The 16067-nt window shown below is 38.0% G+C and carries 12 protein-coding genes and 1 tRNA gene; 7 read left to right on the top strand and 6 right to left on the bottom strand.

From position 1 onward, the window contains the following. The first annotated feature begins 543 nt into the window (after positions 1 to 543). The 5 genes from KZC02_RS13710 to KZC02_RS13690 all read left to right on the top strand — a co-directional run bounded on the left by KZC02_RS13710 (position 544) and on the right by KZC02_RS13690 (position 5699). The gene (locus KZC02_RS13710) at positions 544 to 1092 is read left to right on the top strand and encodes a hypothetical protein (RefSeq protein ID WP_221394605.1); all 549 of its coding nucleotides are present in this window, start codon (positions 544 to 546) and stop codon (positions 1090 to 1092) included. A 170-nt stretch (positions 1093 to 1262) separates the two neighbouring features. Then, entirely contained in the window at positions 1263 to 2273 is a 1011-nt protein-coding gene (locus tag KZC02_RS13705; RefSeq protein ID WP_221394604.1) for a glycosyltransferase, read from the top strand. A 24-nt stretch (positions 2274 to 2297) separates the two neighbouring features. Next, a complete protein-coding gene (locus KZC02_RS13700; RefSeq protein ID WP_221394603.1) occupies positions 2298 to 3425 on the top strand; it encodes a glycosyltransferase family 4 protein in 1128 nt (375 codons plus the stop codon). A gap of 145 nt (positions 3426 to 3570) precedes the next feature. Then, a complete protein-coding gene (locus tag KZC02_RS13695) occupies positions 3571 to 4560 on the top strand; it encodes a right-handed parallel beta-helix repeat-containing protein (protein ID WP_221394602.1) in 990 nt (329 codons plus the stop codon). A gap of 158 nt (positions 4561 to 4718) precedes the next feature. After that, positions 4719 to 5699 (top strand): DUF1565 domain-containing protein, encoded by a 981-nt coding sequence (locus tag KZC02_RS13690; protein WP_409014259.1) that lies wholly within the window; start codon positions 4719 to 4721, stop codon positions 5697 to 5699. 457 nt (positions 5700 to 6156) lie between these two features. On the opposite strand, the gene KZC02_RS13685 is transcribed toward KZC02_RS13690, so the two are convergent. The 5 genes from KZC02_RS13685 to KZC02_RS13665 form a co-directional block, all read right to left on the bottom strand. After that, a tRNA-Pro gene (locus KZC02_RS13685) sits at positions 6157 to 6230 on the bottom strand. 273 nt (positions 6231 to 6503) lie between these two features. Next, positions 6504 to 9938, bottom strand: coding sequence for an efflux RND transporter permease subunit (locus tag KZC02_RS13680; RefSeq protein WP_221394600.1), 3435 nt, complete (start codon positions 9936 to 9938; stop codon positions 6504 to 6506). Positions 9939 to 10038: 100 nt separating this feature from the next. Next, on the bottom strand, positions 10039 to 11121 hold the full coding sequence (locus KZC02_RS13675; RefSeq protein WP_310590441.1) for an efflux RND transporter periplasmic adaptor subunit: 1083 nt from the start codon (positions 11119 to 11121) through the stop codon (positions 10039 to 10041). 160 nt (positions 11122 to 11281) lie between these two features. Further along, the gene (locus tag KZC02_RS13670) at positions 11282 to 12649 is read right to left on the bottom strand and encodes a TolC family protein (protein ID WP_229254298.1); all 1368 of its coding nucleotides are present in this window, start codon (positions 12647 to 12649) and stop codon (positions 11282 to 11284) included. Beyond that, a complete protein-coding gene (locus tag KZC02_RS13665; RefSeq protein WP_229254296.1) occupies positions 12639 to 13262 on the bottom strand; it encodes a TetR/AcrR family transcriptional regulator in 624 nt (207 codons plus the stop codon). Before KZC02_RS13665 ends, KZC02_RS13670 begins: the two co-directional genes overlap by 11 nt. A 491-nt stretch (positions 13263 to 13753) precedes the next feature. Here KZC02_RS13665 and KZC02_RS13660 point away from each other — a divergent pair, with 491 nt between their 5' ends. Both KZC02_RS13660 and KZC02_RS32495 read left to right on the top strand, forming a co-directional pair. Further along, positions 13754 to 15232 carry an arginine decarboxylase gene (locus KZC02_RS13660; protein WP_221394599.1) on the top strand — a complete coding sequence of 493 codons (1479 nt, stop codon included), beginning with the start codon at positions 13754 to 13756 and terminating at the stop codon, positions 15230 to 15232. Between the two features lie 112 nt (positions 15233 to 15344). Next, complete coding sequence (locus tag KZC02_RS32495; RefSeq protein WP_255637453.1) at positions 15345 to 15473, top strand: hypothetical protein; 129 nt, start codon at positions 15345 to 15347, stop codon at positions 15471 to 15473. Between the two features lie 59 nt (positions 15474 to 15532). On the opposite strand, the gene KZC02_RS13655 is transcribed toward KZC02_RS32495, so the two are convergent. Continuing rightward, positions 15533 to 16063 (bottom strand): HAD-IIIA family hydrolase, encoded by a 531-nt coding sequence (locus tag KZC02_RS13655; RefSeq protein WP_221394598.1) that lies wholly within the window; start codon positions 16061 to 16063, stop codon positions 15533 to 15535. Between the last annotated feature and the right edge of the window lie 4 nt (positions 16064 to 16067).

Here is a 16067-nt window from a genome sequence, read left to right as displayed (position 1 = left end):
TTGATATTATTTATCTTAGCTGGAAATCGGTTTTGAATAATACATTGATAAAGTCTCCGTATTTTAACAAAAGATATATCTTTGTTTACCTTTTTTTATAATCATAAATGTAATCGGAGATTTAATAAATCCAAATCTTAATTTCATTACACTGTTCAATAACCCACAGGCTCTGCTCTCAGTTATTCCTTTATTTATCTTTATTGTAGGGAGTATGACATATGACCTTACGAAATTATTTGATTTGCTTAGAATTATTTGTGTTATCTTCTTGATGACGTGGGTAATTCAATTACCAGGAAGGATTCCCTACTACCAGGGATATATTACATCGCATGCAATTTTGCCATTTTTTATCATTTCATCAGTGGATAAAAAGAAAATTTCTTTTGCTGTTATACTTATTTTAACCGCTGCTGCTTTTAGTATATTTTCCGGATATAGAATTGTGCTTCTTAAAATACTTGCTTTTTTTAGTCTGTTCCTGCTATTAAATATTTTTAGTAAAAACAGCTATTTAAAATTTATAACAATTTTCCTGACATGTCTGCTTATTTTTTTATGCTTAACAATTTGGAAGATGTTCTTAACATATTTAAAAGTATTATAGGAAGAAATGATTTCGAAGGAGCGGATACAAGGTCTTTTTTATATCAGGAGCTTTTTGCTGATTTCAAGGGGTATGAGTTTATTCTGGGCCGGGGATTTTTAGGGACCTATTTTAGTGATTATTTCCTGATGTTGATGCAGAACCTGGATGATACAGGTGATTTTTATCAACGTTTTGGCATTGAAGTGGGCTTCTTACAGCTTATATTAAAAGGAGGTTTTGTTTTTTACTTTCTCTATACATTGCCATTATGGTATGTTGCTATTCAGGGTATATTCTGGCACTCGGAAATGAAAATTCCTTTTTACATTGGTATATATGTATTGGTTGAATTGCTGCTTATGTTTTTTGAAAATATACCTTATTTCAGTTTTCAGTTTTCTATTCTTTTTCTTTTTGCAGGATTTGCTTATAGGATTATGTACATAAATACTCAAAATAAAAAGATAGTAATTCGTAAGGAAATAGTTATTTTAGCTTAACTTAAAAATTATGATCAAACTAATTTGCGATCTCAATATTTCATTAAGAGGACACAATGCGGGATATGTTCAATATATCGTTGATAATATTATGGAAAGAAAAGGTACAAATATTTTCTTTCTTTTTAATAATAAGGCTAAAAATATTATTGATATTTCAAAATCTAAAATTGATAAGAATAAATTTTTTTATTCGGATTCGGACTTTTGGTACACGAAATTTATTTGAAAAAATTAAATTTAAAGAGTGGAAATTAATTAAGCATCATGCCTTAGTGCTAGGAGTGGATGAAGTTTTTATCATGGAATTGACCAAGTATGAAATTCAAATTGGATTTAATAAAACTCCATTTAAAATTTCTGGTATAGAATTCAGGCCGTCACATAGAATAAAGATAGAGAACGCCGGATTTACTAAAAAAATTTCGGCAACGATTCAGCACTATAAGCGTGTTTTTTTTGAGAATATTATTTTAAGATCACCTTCTATTCATGAAATATTTATTTTAAATGATCCGAAAGGATCGGAAATATTAAATAAATATTACAGTACAAATATATTTCGATGTACAGTAGATCCCGTATACGACTATGAAAAACCGGATGCATCATCTATGCCATATTGGATCAAAAGAAATAACCGAAAAGTTGTTTATACAATTTTCGGTGCATTGGATTGGCGGAAAAATATCAAGAATATATTTGAAGCTTTTACTTTACTTGATAAACAGATTCATCAGCATATCGAATTATTGATAATTGGTAAAATACCAGAATATTTTGCTGACGAATTTGAATTGCGTGTTAATATGTTTATTAGAGATAATCCAGATATTGAGCTGGTTCTGATAAATGAATTTGTTTCGGATAGTCATATGGAATATTATTTCTGCAACACCGATGTGTCTTTGGTAGTATATCCTAAATTTTATGGATCAAGTGGATTGCTTGGCCGTGCCGCCAAGTATAATTCAATATCCCTTGTTCCAAATGTCGGGTTGATGGCCGAGTTATGTGAAGATTATAAACTTGGATATTTGTGTGATCCATATTCTCCCACAGATATCAGTTTAAAAATTTTCAAAGCATTTAATGATATTTTGAATGGGGAAAGGATAGATGGAACTTCATTTTACAGGGAACATTCTCCGGAGCTTTTTTTAAATCAGCTAAACTTTTGATTAATTGGATATTTACAATTAAATATGGCTTCCGAAAAATTTAAAGTACTTTTTATCATGCACCTGCCACCACCTATTCACGGTGCGGCTATGGTTGGGAATTTTATTAAAACCAGTAGTTTAATCAATCAGGAAATCGAAGCTTTATATATTAATCTGGCTACAAATACCAAATTAGAACAATCGGGAAGGGCCGGATTTAAAAAACTATTGACATTTTTCTCCATTCTTGCTAATATTTTCACTATTCTGGCAAAAAAACGGTTTGATTTATGTTATATATCACTCACAGCAAGCGGTGCCGGCTTTTATAAAGATGTACTTATTGTCGCACTTCTTAAAATTTCTGGTGTAAGAATCATATATCATTTTCATAATAAAGGCATTGCTGACGCCAGCAAAATATGGCTTAACCGCGTTTTGTATCGTTTTGTATTTCAAAATACCAGGTCTATCCTTTTGTCGAGATTTTTATATCCGGAAATACAGCCATACGTTAAGGAGTGCGATGTATTTTATTGTCCGAACGGAATACCGGATATGGAAATATTTACAGATAAGATCGAGGTAAAATCCGATTCAGGGAAACCTTGCACTTTTCTTTTTCTTTCCAACATGATAGAGCAGAAGGGGGTTTACATATTGTTAGAGGCATTGAAGGAATTAAAACTAAGAAACCTTAATTTTTGCTGCAATTTTGTAGGTGGCTGGTCAGATATTACAGAGGTTAAATTTAACAGAAGGGTTGAAGAAAGTGGCCTATCAGGTTATGTATATGCACATGGGCCAATTTATGGTAAGGACAAAGCTAAATTCTGGAATCAGGCAGATGTTTTTGTTTTTCCAACATTTTACTTTTATGAAGCATTTCCTCTGGTTAATCTGGAAGCTATGCAGCATTCCCTTCCCATAGTTTCTACGCCGGAAGGAGGAATTCGGGATATTGTTTTGGATGCAGAAACCGGCTTTCTTGTTCCTCAAAAAGACTCACAAGCTTTGGCTGATAAACTTGCCATTCTTCTTCTTAATCCTGATCTGCGAAAACAAATGGGAATAAAAGGCAGGCAACGTTTTGAAATTTTTTTTACACTCCAGCAATTCGAAGTAAGGATAGTCAGCATATTAAACGACGCAGCCGGAATGGATAATTAGTTTAATATTTGTTGTAGTTTTAATTCTATAATTGGTTGTATATTTAGATTTGATTGTTAACTTTATTCGTTGTAATCAAGTTATTATGCTATCCAGAAACTATGGCTTATTGATAAATTTAAAAGCTCTATGCTTGTTATTTTTTATGGCTTTTGAGATACAGACTTCCTTTGCCTCCACCTATTACATAAAATCTAATGGAGGATCCGGCACTGGCCTGGATGATGCCAATGCCTGGAATCTTGAAAAATTAAATGACACTAAACTTGCTCCGGGAGACCGTATTCTTTTTAAAAGAGGAGATATTTTTTATGGTTCTTACATCTGTAATAGTGGAGGCAGACCAGGTAGTCCAATCATTTTTGATGCATACGGAGCGGGCCCAAATCCATTAATAAGCGGCTTTACTGAATTGGCCTCATGGACACATTTAAAAGAAAATATTTACTACACTTCACTCGAAGTTCCTTCTTTGAACATGGTAACGCTTGATGGTAAAGTGATGGGAATGGGCAGGTATCCTGATCATACATATTTGCCTTACAGCAGTCACAAAGACAATGCAAGTATTAATGGTAAATCTGTGAACCAACTGCCTTACGATCCGGCAGGTGGCGAAGTAGTGATCCGTAAAAAAAGATGGATACTTGACAGACATTCAGTGAAATCCAGAACGGATAGTACATTATTCTACGATACAAATAATAATTACGGGAATAATAGTTTGTACAGCCCTATTGATGGTAATGGTTATTTTATACAAAATCATTTAGGTACACTTACAAATGAAGGAGAATGGTATTATGATAAAAACAATAAGCTTCTTTATATGCATTTTGGTAGTGGCTCGCCTGATGGCAGAATCATAAAAGCAAGCAGATATCAACAAAATCTATATCTTAATTATTGGGCAAATATCAATTTTAATAACATTGATTTTGAAGGAGGTAATTTATACGGAGCTTATGTGATTGGAACTTCTAACATAGAATTCAACAATTGCAATTTTAACTTTCAAGGAGGAGATGGAATTTGGGGTAGCTACCTCACAAACTTTACCTTAAAAAATTCGACGCTCACGAACAGTCTGAATAATGGTATAACTATTGAACAGGGGGAAAAGATATCATTATAGATCAGGTTAAAATAAAGAATTCCGGCTTTATTGCAGGTATGAGCAGGTCTGGTGATGGTGCACAGGAAGGGATTTTTGTTGTAGGAAATAAGATGTCAATCACAAATTGTTCAGTCATAAACAGTGGATATATTGGTATTAACTTTCAGGGAAATGATGTGTTAGTTGCTCAAAATTTGGTGGATACTTTCTCTAATGTCAAAGATGACGGCGCCGGAATTTATACCTACAATCCCGGGACAACCGCATCCAACCGGATAATTAGAAAAAACATTGTTTTAAATGCTATTGGTGCATTTGCTGGTGCGGAAGGACACTATTGGGAAGCATATGGCAAGGCAGCAGGTATTTATCTTGATGATCGTAGTTACAATACCCTTGTTGATGGAAATACTTTAGCGAATGGAAATTGGGGAGGCATATTTTTGCATAATTGTGGCAATAATCAGATTACCAATAATTTCGTTTATAATTTTCGCCAACAGATGCTATTCGGTGTGGAGTCAGGTAAAATAAACAGGAATTTCAAGGTAAACGGGAATATTTTTGTGGCAAAAAATGCTTTTCAGAAAACCGTTCAAATAGATTTCTCCATTAATGACAAGCCTAATCTAATGGGTTTATTTGATGAAAACGTTTATGCTCGTCCAATAAATGATAGCCACACATTTTCTATTAAAAGAACATATGTAGGCGGTGGAGATGAAAGCCTTTCTCTTGCTAAATGGAAATCTGATTATAAGCAGGATCTCAACTCTTCCAAATCAAAAGTATCTACAACTTCCGAAAATAATTTGAGTTTTTACTATAATTACACAGATGCTGAGGTCACAATTCCACTTAATTCATTATATTCTGATGTAACTGGTAAAAAGTATACTTCTAATATCAAACTAAAGGCATATGGAGGAATTGTTTTAATAAAAATGCCATCAGATTATATTGTGCAATCAATCAAATCAGGAAACTGGGCGGATTCTTTGGTTTGGTCGGGCGGGCAAGTACCTGGCTCAAATGATTCTGTTAAAATTAATAAAGGGCATATTATTAAAGTTCAGCAAGATATTTCAATTAGAGGTCTTCAGGTTAGTACAGGTGGTGAGTTGCTTTTTTTAGGAGATTATAAAGTGAATAATTAAAGAAAAATGCTAGGATAATGACTAATCATGTGTAATGATACTCTTTTGTATAGTAATCTAATATATTTCAGACGTAGCACCCTATTCATTTTTTTGCATCGAGTATTATGATCATATGTGATCATTTATGGAATGTTTAATATGAACACACCTCTTTCTTCGCAGATAGGTTATAAGTTTTCCTTAACTCAATGAGCAGATTGATATCCTGGCTTAGTTGCTTGTAAGATCTTCAAAAATACACATACCAAAATTCGCTTAAAGAATATATAATAAAACTTTCTAAAACTAAAAACTTAAAAAAAACTGACTGAAAATGTTCAGCCAACGTTCAAACTAACAAAAAAAGACACTTATGAAATTAATCAAAAGTGCCTGTTAACATTGTCGGGATGACAGGATTTAATCGGGGCTGCCTAAGCCTGTGACTTCCTGCATTCCTTGCTTCTAAATTTTGTCGGGATGACAGGATTTGAACCTGCGACCTCTTGCACCCCATGCAAGTACGCTACCGAGCTGCGCTACATCCCGTTTTAGTAATAATTTGGTATTTCACCCTAATACTTATCGCCTTCTACGGGATACGCTACCGGACCAGGCGTCCCCAGCTGCGCTAAATCCCGTTGTCTTAGGGGTTGCAAATGTAATAATCTTTTACAAAAATGTCCATTCTGCTGCTAAGTTTTGGAAAAAAAAGGATTCACAAGGAGTGAGAAGAGTTAAGGCACTGAGGACACAAAGTATTAATAAACTCTACGTCCACAGTGCCTTAACTTTATGTCCTCAGCCTGAGTCTCTTTTAGTTTAAATCGTTTCCGTTTGCCAGTTTGGATTCACTACTTCTTCTTTTTTGCTTTTCCTGAACCATTTGTCGCGGATGCGTTCATTGGTGTAATACAAACATGGTACGATCACAAGGGTAAGAATAGTCGAGAAAGTGAGTCCATAAATAATTGTCCAGGCAAGGATATTCCAGAAAACGGCACTTGGCCCACCCACAATAAGATGCGGTGAAAGATCCTGGAACAATCCGACAAAGTCGACGGTAATACCAAGTGCCAGCGGTACAAGGCCTAAAACCGCAGCGGAAGCCGTGAGTAACACAGGAGTAAGCCGTATTGCCCCGCCTTCAATAATGGCCTCACGCATTGGATAGCCACGCCCACGTAACTCTTCAATAAACTCAATCATAAGAATCCCGTTTTTCACTACAATACCTGCAAGTGCGATAATTCCCACACCGGACATAATGATTGAAAAATCCCTGTTGAAAATAATGAAGCCCAGCAACACGCCAATCAGCGATAGCAGAATTGTAAAAAAGATTATAAATGGTTTTACCACAGAGTTAAACTGCGTGGCAAGTATCAGATAGATCAGCAGGATAGCCGCGCCAAAAGCGGTGCCAAGGAAAGCCATGGATTCATTCTGTTCTTCCTGCTCTCCACCCATTTTTATCTTGTAACCATTCGGAACCGTCATGTCATTGATCAGCAATTCAATTTGCCCTACGATTTCGTTGGCATTATATCCCGGCAATACATCTGATCCCAGCGTTACAATCCTGCTTTGATCCTGACGGTTGATCTGGCTGAAAGTGGTAGAATAATGGATATTGGCAACGGATGTGATCGGCACCTGGCGCAAGGCACCACCCATAGTCATATCCCGGTAAACTACATTGAGACTTAAAAGTTTCTCAATCTGCTCCCGGTCGTCCTTTTTCAGGCGGACCATGATCGGGTATTCGTCTTTGTCATCACGGAATTTGGAAACTTCGAGTCCGAACAGCCCGGTTCTTACAGCCAATGCAACCTGCTGTGAGCTGATTCCTTCACGCTGGGCTTTTTCTCGGTCAATGTCAATCACAATTTCCGGCTTGTTGGTGACCAGATCGGAACGGAGCTGATCAATGCCTTCAATACCTGAATCCTGCACTTTTTTCAGAACCGTTTTTTCCAGTTTCTGTAGTATTTCAAAATCATCTCCTGAGATCTCAATAGAAATCGGTTTTCCCGTTGGCGGGCCAACAGCTTCGCGTTCTACTGAAATTTCCGCACCCGGTATGCCCGAAACAGCTTCGCGTATCTTACCCAGGATAACTTGGGTAGAACGGCCGCCTCTTTCTGTTCCGTATACAAATGCAACAGTTACCTTCGATTTATGCGGAGTAGCGGAGCGGTCAGGATTGAACGGGTCACCGGCGTTTTTACCCACATTGGCAATCACCGAGTTGACAATACCCATTGCTTTTTCTTTTTCCAACACGTCAAATACTTTTTTCTCGATCACTTTCGTAACAGAGTCTGTTACTACGGCATCCGTACCAATCGGCATTTTAGTATATACATACACAAAATCAGGATCGCCGCTCGGGAAGAAAAGTACCTTAGGCTGGACAATGCCTGTAAGCACTATGGTAAAAACGAATAAAACAACCATCGACAAAATGGCAACAACCGGCCGCCATCCCTGAAGAAGCCAGCTGATCAGTTTACGGTAGTTATTTTTTAATGCTGGTAACAAACGATCCTGAAATGGAACCAGTATACGCGGCGTAAGAATGTAATGATTGAAAATATAAAGTATAATAATGAAAACAAAGAAGTTTCCAATACCACGGTCGATCAGATAACCAAGTCCTGCTGCAACTGCAAGAATAATCAGTGGATTGCGAATGGCTTTAAAGCTGGTATCATGCGCGTCTTTTTCGTCTTCGTGCCGCCCCATAAATGAAACTGCGAAAACAGGGTTCATTACATAAGCTACAAAAAGAGATGCTCCCAGGGTAATAATAAGCGTAAGGGGCATAAATTTCATAAACTCCCCGACAATACCTGTCCAGAAAAGTAATGGGAAAAATGGTGCAATGGTCGTAAGTGTTCCTGAAAGTACCGGGATAAATACTTCACCCGCTGCCGCTTTCACAGCTTGCTGGATCGTCCAGTCCCGATGGTTGTTAAAAAGCCTGTGCGTATTTTCAATTACCACGATCGCATCATCCACAACAAGCCCTATTCCCAAAAGAAAAGCAAATAGCACAATTGTGTTCAATGTAAATTCAGTGCCCACCATAGGCCCTATAATGGGCATCATCACAAAAGCAACCAATGCTGAGAGCGGTACGGAAAGTCCTACAAATATGGCATTCCGAACACCCATGAAGAACATCAGTACCATTACTACAAAGATAAAACCAAGTACAACGGTATTGATCAGATCGTGCAGGTCGGCACGGGTCTGAATGGATGAATCCGCCGTAATTTTAATATCCAGTCCTTGCGGAAAACGGTTTTCTTTATATTCGGCGATCAGGTTTTCTATTTTATCAGCAGCTTCCACCAGGTTTTCACCGGAACGTTTAATCACGTTCAATGTAATAACTGATTTGTTTGCCAGACGTGCAAAATCCTGCTGTTCTTCAAAATTATCGCTCACTTCTGCTACATCACCTAAACGTATGGTAGCACCAGTGCCGGTACGGATACGGATATTGGCCATATCTGCTACATTGGTATACTCACCTTTTACACGTAATGTACGGCGCACACCTTCCACATTCAGTTCACCACCTGAAACGTTGATATTTTCACCTTGTACTGCTGTTTGAATATCGTAAAAAGTCAGCCCGGTAGATTGCATACGCGGAAGATCCACGTTGATCTGGATTTCCCTGTTGAGAGCACCCAGAATGTCCACACGTGTGATTTCGGGCAATGCTTCAATTCCGTCCTGCAAATCTTCGGCATATTCTTTCAGCTGTTTAAGAGAGTAATTCCCGGCAAGATTGACGTTCATAATCGGAAATTCCGAAAAGTTTACATCCTGTGCAGTAGGGCCGGTATCCAGGTTTTGGGGTAAGTCTGTTTTGGCCTTATCTATGGCATCACGTACTCGCTGGAGCGCAACTTCCACGGCTACATCAGGTGTAAATTCTACCAGAATTACCGACACATCCTGCAATGCATTCGATTTGATTTTTTTGACACCACTCAACGATTTAAGCTGTTTCTCAATCGGCTTGTTAATCGTGTTTTCTATATCGGCAGGAGCTGTTCCAAAATAGACCGTATTGATATAGATCTGCGGAATTTTAATATCCGGAAACTGCTCTTTGGGCAGGTTGTTGTAAACCATGAACCCGGCCAGGGTAATGATGAACGTAAAGATGTAAACCGTTGTCCGGTTCTCTACGCACCAGTTGGTAAAGCCAAGGGTTTTATATTCGTTAAATTTCATGCTATGAAAAAGGTTAATGGTTAAAGGGCTAACGGGAAGAATGCTAAGGCGGCTGATTTGCCATTAACCCTTAACCTTTTCACCTTTTAACCCCTGTATTTTAATACGCTATCGCCTGTCCGTCAGATAATTCCTGGTATCCCAAAGTAATTAATTGATCACCAGCCGTTAATCCTTTTAGTATTTCAATTTTCCCATTGTAGCTCTGTCCGGTAGTAACCTCTTTGGCCTTTGCTACTTTTTTGTTATTCTCTGTCACAGCAACATACACTACGTTACCTTTTTCAGTGCTTTGAACAAAGTTTTGGTCAATTGCCAAAGCACTTTTACTTGTAGCATCGTTAATCTGCACCTGGGCCATCATATTAGGTTTGATATCCTTGGAAGACGGAAGATTTGCCTCAATGGTAAAAGTGCGGGACAACGGATCTACGGTAGTGCTTACAAAAGTAATGCGGGCTTTATATTCCTTCTTCAGGTCTGGGAATTTAATAATCACTTCATCGCCTTTCTTTACACTGGCTGCGTACGTATCCGAAACTTTGGCCAGTACCTTCAGGTTGCTCAAATTTACAATACGAACCACACCAACACCCGGAGAAGCCATTTCTCCTACTTTCACATTGACCTGATCCACAACACCAGCCATAGGAGATATAATTTTGGATTGGGCAAGCTGCGAATTCAAAGTAGATATCCTTCTTTCTAATGATTCCTTGTTATTTTTTGCCTGCAGGAATTGTAATTCCGTACCGATTTTTTGATCCCAAAGTCCTTTTTGTTTGTCGTAAAGCGTGTTTATCAACGAGGACTGTGTTTTTAATTCTTCCAATGATTCCCGAAGGATACTATCATCGATCTTGCCGATCACACCGCCTGCATTGACATAATCACCTTCTTTTACATACATAGCCGTAACAGCACCTCCTGATTTTGGCGTGATCATAGCACTGTTTTTTGCATCAACAGTGCCCTGAAGTTCTATATAATGCCTGAAAGTTTCTGCATTAAGCGGTGCCACTGTTACTGCTTTCACCCTTGCTTCACCAGCTTTTTTAGGATCAAGCTTGGCAATATCAATTTCCAGCGCCTTAATTTTTTTGTCTGTCTCGCTTTGCTCTGTTTTAAGCTTGGCCAGTTCTTCTTTTTTGGTTACCAGATCACTTTTTTCTCGCCTGAACAAGCAGAAAGAATCGTAGCGATAAATAAGATAATTAAAATATTTGTTTTCATTTTATGCTAATTTTTGGTGTTAATCAATATTATCACAGGAGCCCTGAAGTTTGTTATTTGTAAACTGCACAGGTTAGCCTGGTTTTTCCTGTAAACTTTAAATTCTGAACTCAGTTTTCGGTATAAAGCTCTCCCTTTGCTTTACTCAGATCCACCTTGGCGATCAGCATGTCGTACAATGCGGCGAAATAGTTGGTCTGTGCTTCTTTGAATGCGGATTCTGCGTTGATCACTTCTATGTTTGAACCAACGCCTTCCTTGTATTTAATTTTGGTAACCCGGACAACTTCCTTAGCCAGATCAACATTTCTTGTCTGCGTCTCCAAAGTGGCAAAAGCATTTTTTATGTTGATAGCTGCTTGTTTGGATTGCATATCAATTGTTTGTTCCAGAAATTTCTGATTGAGTTTCACCTTGTCCAGTGCAACCCTTTTCTGATCTACCTGGTATTTTTTAATGAAACCGTCGAAGATTGGAATATTTAAATTGATAGCAAGCAGCGAGTTATTAAACCATTTTGTTCCAAACAGATCAGTCAGCGAATTTCTACCGTTATTATGACCATACCCAAAAGAAGCGGAAAGATTTGGCAGATAACCTGCACGGACATTTTTCAGATCCAGTCCCGCCAGTTTTTCCTGCGTACTCAATACAGAGTATTCAATCCGGTTGTTATAATCAACTTTATAGTCGGCAAAATCCGCTTTTAATGTTTCAATGTTTAAGTCGTCAACTTTATCGGTCAGCTGGATCTTCTCGTCAAGTGGCATACCCATCTGGTATTTCAAAAGCGTATAACTCAATTCGATCAGGTTCTGAACTTTCTGACGTTCCGTAACCAGATTGTTGATCTGCACTTCCAGACGGGTTACATCAAGCAGTTCAACAAATCCGCTTTCATTCATTTTCTTGGTTTCACGTCTCAGAGAATCGACGCGGCTGATATTCAGGTCTAGCACTTTGGCACGTTCTTCCGAAACCTGCGCAGAATAATAGGCCTTGGTTACGGCTTCCGCAACGGTAACTTTGGATTGGGTAACATTCTTGCTGGCAAGTTCCCGGTAGGTCGCAGCTGCACGCAAACCGATAAAATAGGAGCCGCTAAAAATCAGCTGATTTAAAGTTGCCGATGCACTTCCGGAATACTTAACACCAAACTGAACAGCTACCGGTGCCGCATCAGGAGAAGCATTCGGATCTGCAAAGTTAGCGGGAAGAAAAACGCGCTGGATAATTACATTATCACTCAAATTTAAATTGGCGGCCAGCTGAGGCAGCCCCGCACCGCGTACTTCACCGATTCTTGCTTCCGCAGAAATGGCATCCAGCTGCGTACTTTTTACATTCAGGTTATGTTTGATGGCATAGTCAACGGCTTCTTTAACCGTAAAACCCGCCTCCTGCGCTCTGACAGAAACAAGGCTTAAAAACATCGCGAGGAACAAAACCCCGCTGCGTATTATTCTTTCATTTTTCATGGATAAACTCGGTTTCTGAATTATCTTTTATGGTGTTGTAATGTATAAATCCTTTTTCAGTTAAAATTCCTCTTAAAAAATGATGAATGAACTGCATTTGAACGTGCATCATGTGAAATTTGTCAGCAGGATAAATAGTCGGGTCAAATGCAATTTCAAATTCCTGGATACGTAATAGTGAAAGCACCTCAACGTCTATATCTGATCGGTAAAGCCCCAGAGAAATCCCATGCCTGAGGTTGCCCTGTATATTTTTGTTAATAAATTCATTTTTATAAGATTGGAACAGGTTCCAGGATTCGGGATAATATTTCTTTAAATCGTATATCAATGTAGGGTTCATGTGCGCAATGGCTGTCCTTATCTGGTCGGCCGCCTGAATCATTTGTTCAATTGGGTTATCCGAAAAAGTATCCAGCTTCTCTATCTCACATTTCTGGGAACTGAGTTCTCCTTTAATAGCCATGGCAAGAATTGCTTCCTTATCAGGATAATGCTGATAAATGGTCCTTTTCGAGATCCCCAGTTCTTTGGCAATATCATCCATTGTGACGCTTTTGATGCCATATCGCCAAAATAGATTTAAGGCAGATTTTACAATTCGTTCTTTCACAAATTTAATTTGAAGTGTTCAGACTGTAAAACTAAGAAAACTTTAAAAATGTTCAAAGTTTTCACGGCATGAAAATCCTTTAATTCAGTTAATTATAGGGCAAAATTCATTGGGAATATTTTTGGGCCTGAAATGATAATAATTTGATAATCTACCGCATCTATTATCCGTTTATTACAATTACGTTTTAAAAATAGGCATGAAACGGAATGCAGAACAACCAAAAAAGTATCAAACGGATGATTTACGGTATGAACTGATCCATTTGTAAGATAAGTGCAGCCTGGCTGGAATGATTTATAAACAAATGATGTTTGGAATTAACACATATTCTGGCCAATTTTCCAGTCTTTTTATATGCCCTTAACTATTACATTAAAGATCATAGTAAAATGGTTAAAGACGTAAAACAGAAAGAATTACAATTAAAAATTTAAAAAATATTAATTAATAACTCACAATTTAAAACAGCATCCGCGCCTAATAGATAAATGAAAAGCTACATTGACCTGATTCAGCAAACGTTCGAGTTCCCTACGATGGAGTTTAACGTTGACAATAATGAATTGCTGTTCAACAATGTACCACTGATGGACATCATCAAGGAGCATGGTACGCCTTTAAAACTGAATTATCTTCCTAAAATTGGAGAACATATTGAAAATGCAAATATGTTTTTTAAGAACGCATTCAAAAGACATAATTACAAAGGAAGTTATACCTATTGCTATTGTACAAAATCTTCGCATTTCAGTTTTGTACTGGAAGAGGCTCTGAAGCATAATGTTCATCTCGAAACTTCATCGTCCTTCGATATCCCGATCATCCGAGAATTGTATCGCCGAGGGAAAGTAAGCAAATCAACTTTTATATTGGCAAATGGCTACAAACGTCCTTTGTATACACAGTATTTGAGTGAACTGATCAATGAAGGTTTTAACTGTATCCCTATTTTGGATAATCTTCGGGAAATTGAAGCTTATGAAAAACTGGTTACAGCCGATTCCATGAACCTGGCGATCCGTATTGCTACGGACGAGGAGCCTAATTTTGCTTTTTATACTTCGCGTCTCGGTATCAGGTATAACGATGTAACAGAACTTTATAAAGAGAAAATTGCGTCGAATCCGCGGTTTAAGCTAAAAATGCTTCATTTCTTTATCAATACCGGCATTAAAGATAGTGCGTATTACTGGAGTGAACTTACACGGTTTATGTTCAAATACTGCGAGATGAAGAAAATTTGCCCTGATCTTGATTCAATTGATATCGGCGGCGGGTTACCTATTCAGACTTCTTTGCAGACCGGCTTCGATTATCAGCAGATGATTGATGAAATCGTTGAAAATATCCAGTGGATCTGTAATAAAAACAATGTTCCTGTTCCACATCTTTTTACGGAATTCGGAAGTTATACGGTTGGTGAGAGCGGAGCTGTGATTTATGAAGTGATCGATAAAAAACTTCAGAATGACAAGGAGCTCTGGTATATGATCAATGGTTCATTCATCACTCAGCTTCCTGATTCATGGGGTATGAACCAGAAATACATCATGTTGCCAATCAATAACTGGGATAGCCCTTATCAAAAAGTAAACCTCGGCGGACTGACCTGTGATTCTCAGGATTTTTATAACAGCGAAATGCATAGTGCTGATTTATACATGCCTATCTATGAGGATGATCAGCCACAGTATATCGGATTTTTCCATACAGGCGCTTATCAGGAATCATTGGGTGGATATGGCGGCATTCAGCATTGCCTGATTCCGGCACCAAAGCATGTGCTGGTAGATAAGGACGAAAACGGCCGTATTGTAACCAAAGTTTTTGCCAATGAACAAAATAGTGATTCTATGCTGAGAATTTTAGGCTTCAAAGATGAATCATATATTTCACCTGAAATGAAAAGTCCGGCCGAGGAAGGAATTTCTGAGCCGGAAGAAGAGCTGGTAGAAACAAAAATTTAAGGTTTGATATAAAGTTCTTTGAATGAGTTCGTTATTAGTCAGACTAAAACACTCGTTCAAAGAATTATTTTTATATTTTTACACTGACATTTAACTATACATATCTGAAAAGATGAAAAAAATACTATTTCTTCTTGCCGTTTGCGGAACACTTACAATTGCATCCTGTACCAAACATGCATGTCCGGCCTACGGATCAATCCAAAAAACAGCGCCAGCAACTACTTCACAGCGCGTTTAAATAATTAATTTATTAAAATGGCTGTAAAGGAGCTCGGTTTTCTTACACTGATTTGCAAGCTAACAGCTACTCAAAACAATTTTTGCTGCTTCAAGTAAATCAGCTGCGGCAAAGTTTCCAGCTGAAATTTCATTTCCTGAAATAATGTGTATCGTTTGCAGGCCGGCTTTATGCCCGGCTTCCATATCCCGTGCACGATCGCCAATCATCCAGGATTGCCCGGGATCTACATGATATTTGGAAATTGCTTTTTCCAGCAACAACGAATCAGGTTTTCGGGAAAGTGATTTTCCCGAAAATTCAGGATGATAAGGAGAAAAATAAAGATCGTCCAGGATATTTCCTGATGCTTCCTGCATACGCTGGTGAATGGCATAAACTGCCTCAGCGTCGTATAATCCGCGTGCAATACCAGCCTGATTTGTAATGACAATCAGCAGAAAACCTGCCTTTTTTAATAACTGCAAACCCTCAACAACGCCATCGGGAATGATGAGGTCCTCGGTTCTGTATAAATAGTCTCCAAGTTCTTTGTTTAAAACACCATCACGGTCAAGGAAAACGCACTTTGTTTTGTTGTTGAAGGGCATTGGA

Source organism: Dyadobacter sp. NIV53, assembly GCF_019711195.1.
GTDB lineage: Bacteria > Bacteroidota > Bacteroidia > Cytophagales > Spirosomataceae > Dyadobacter.
Note: the sequence above shows the minus strand (reverse complement) of the source record. Positions and strands in the feature narration are given on the sequence as shown.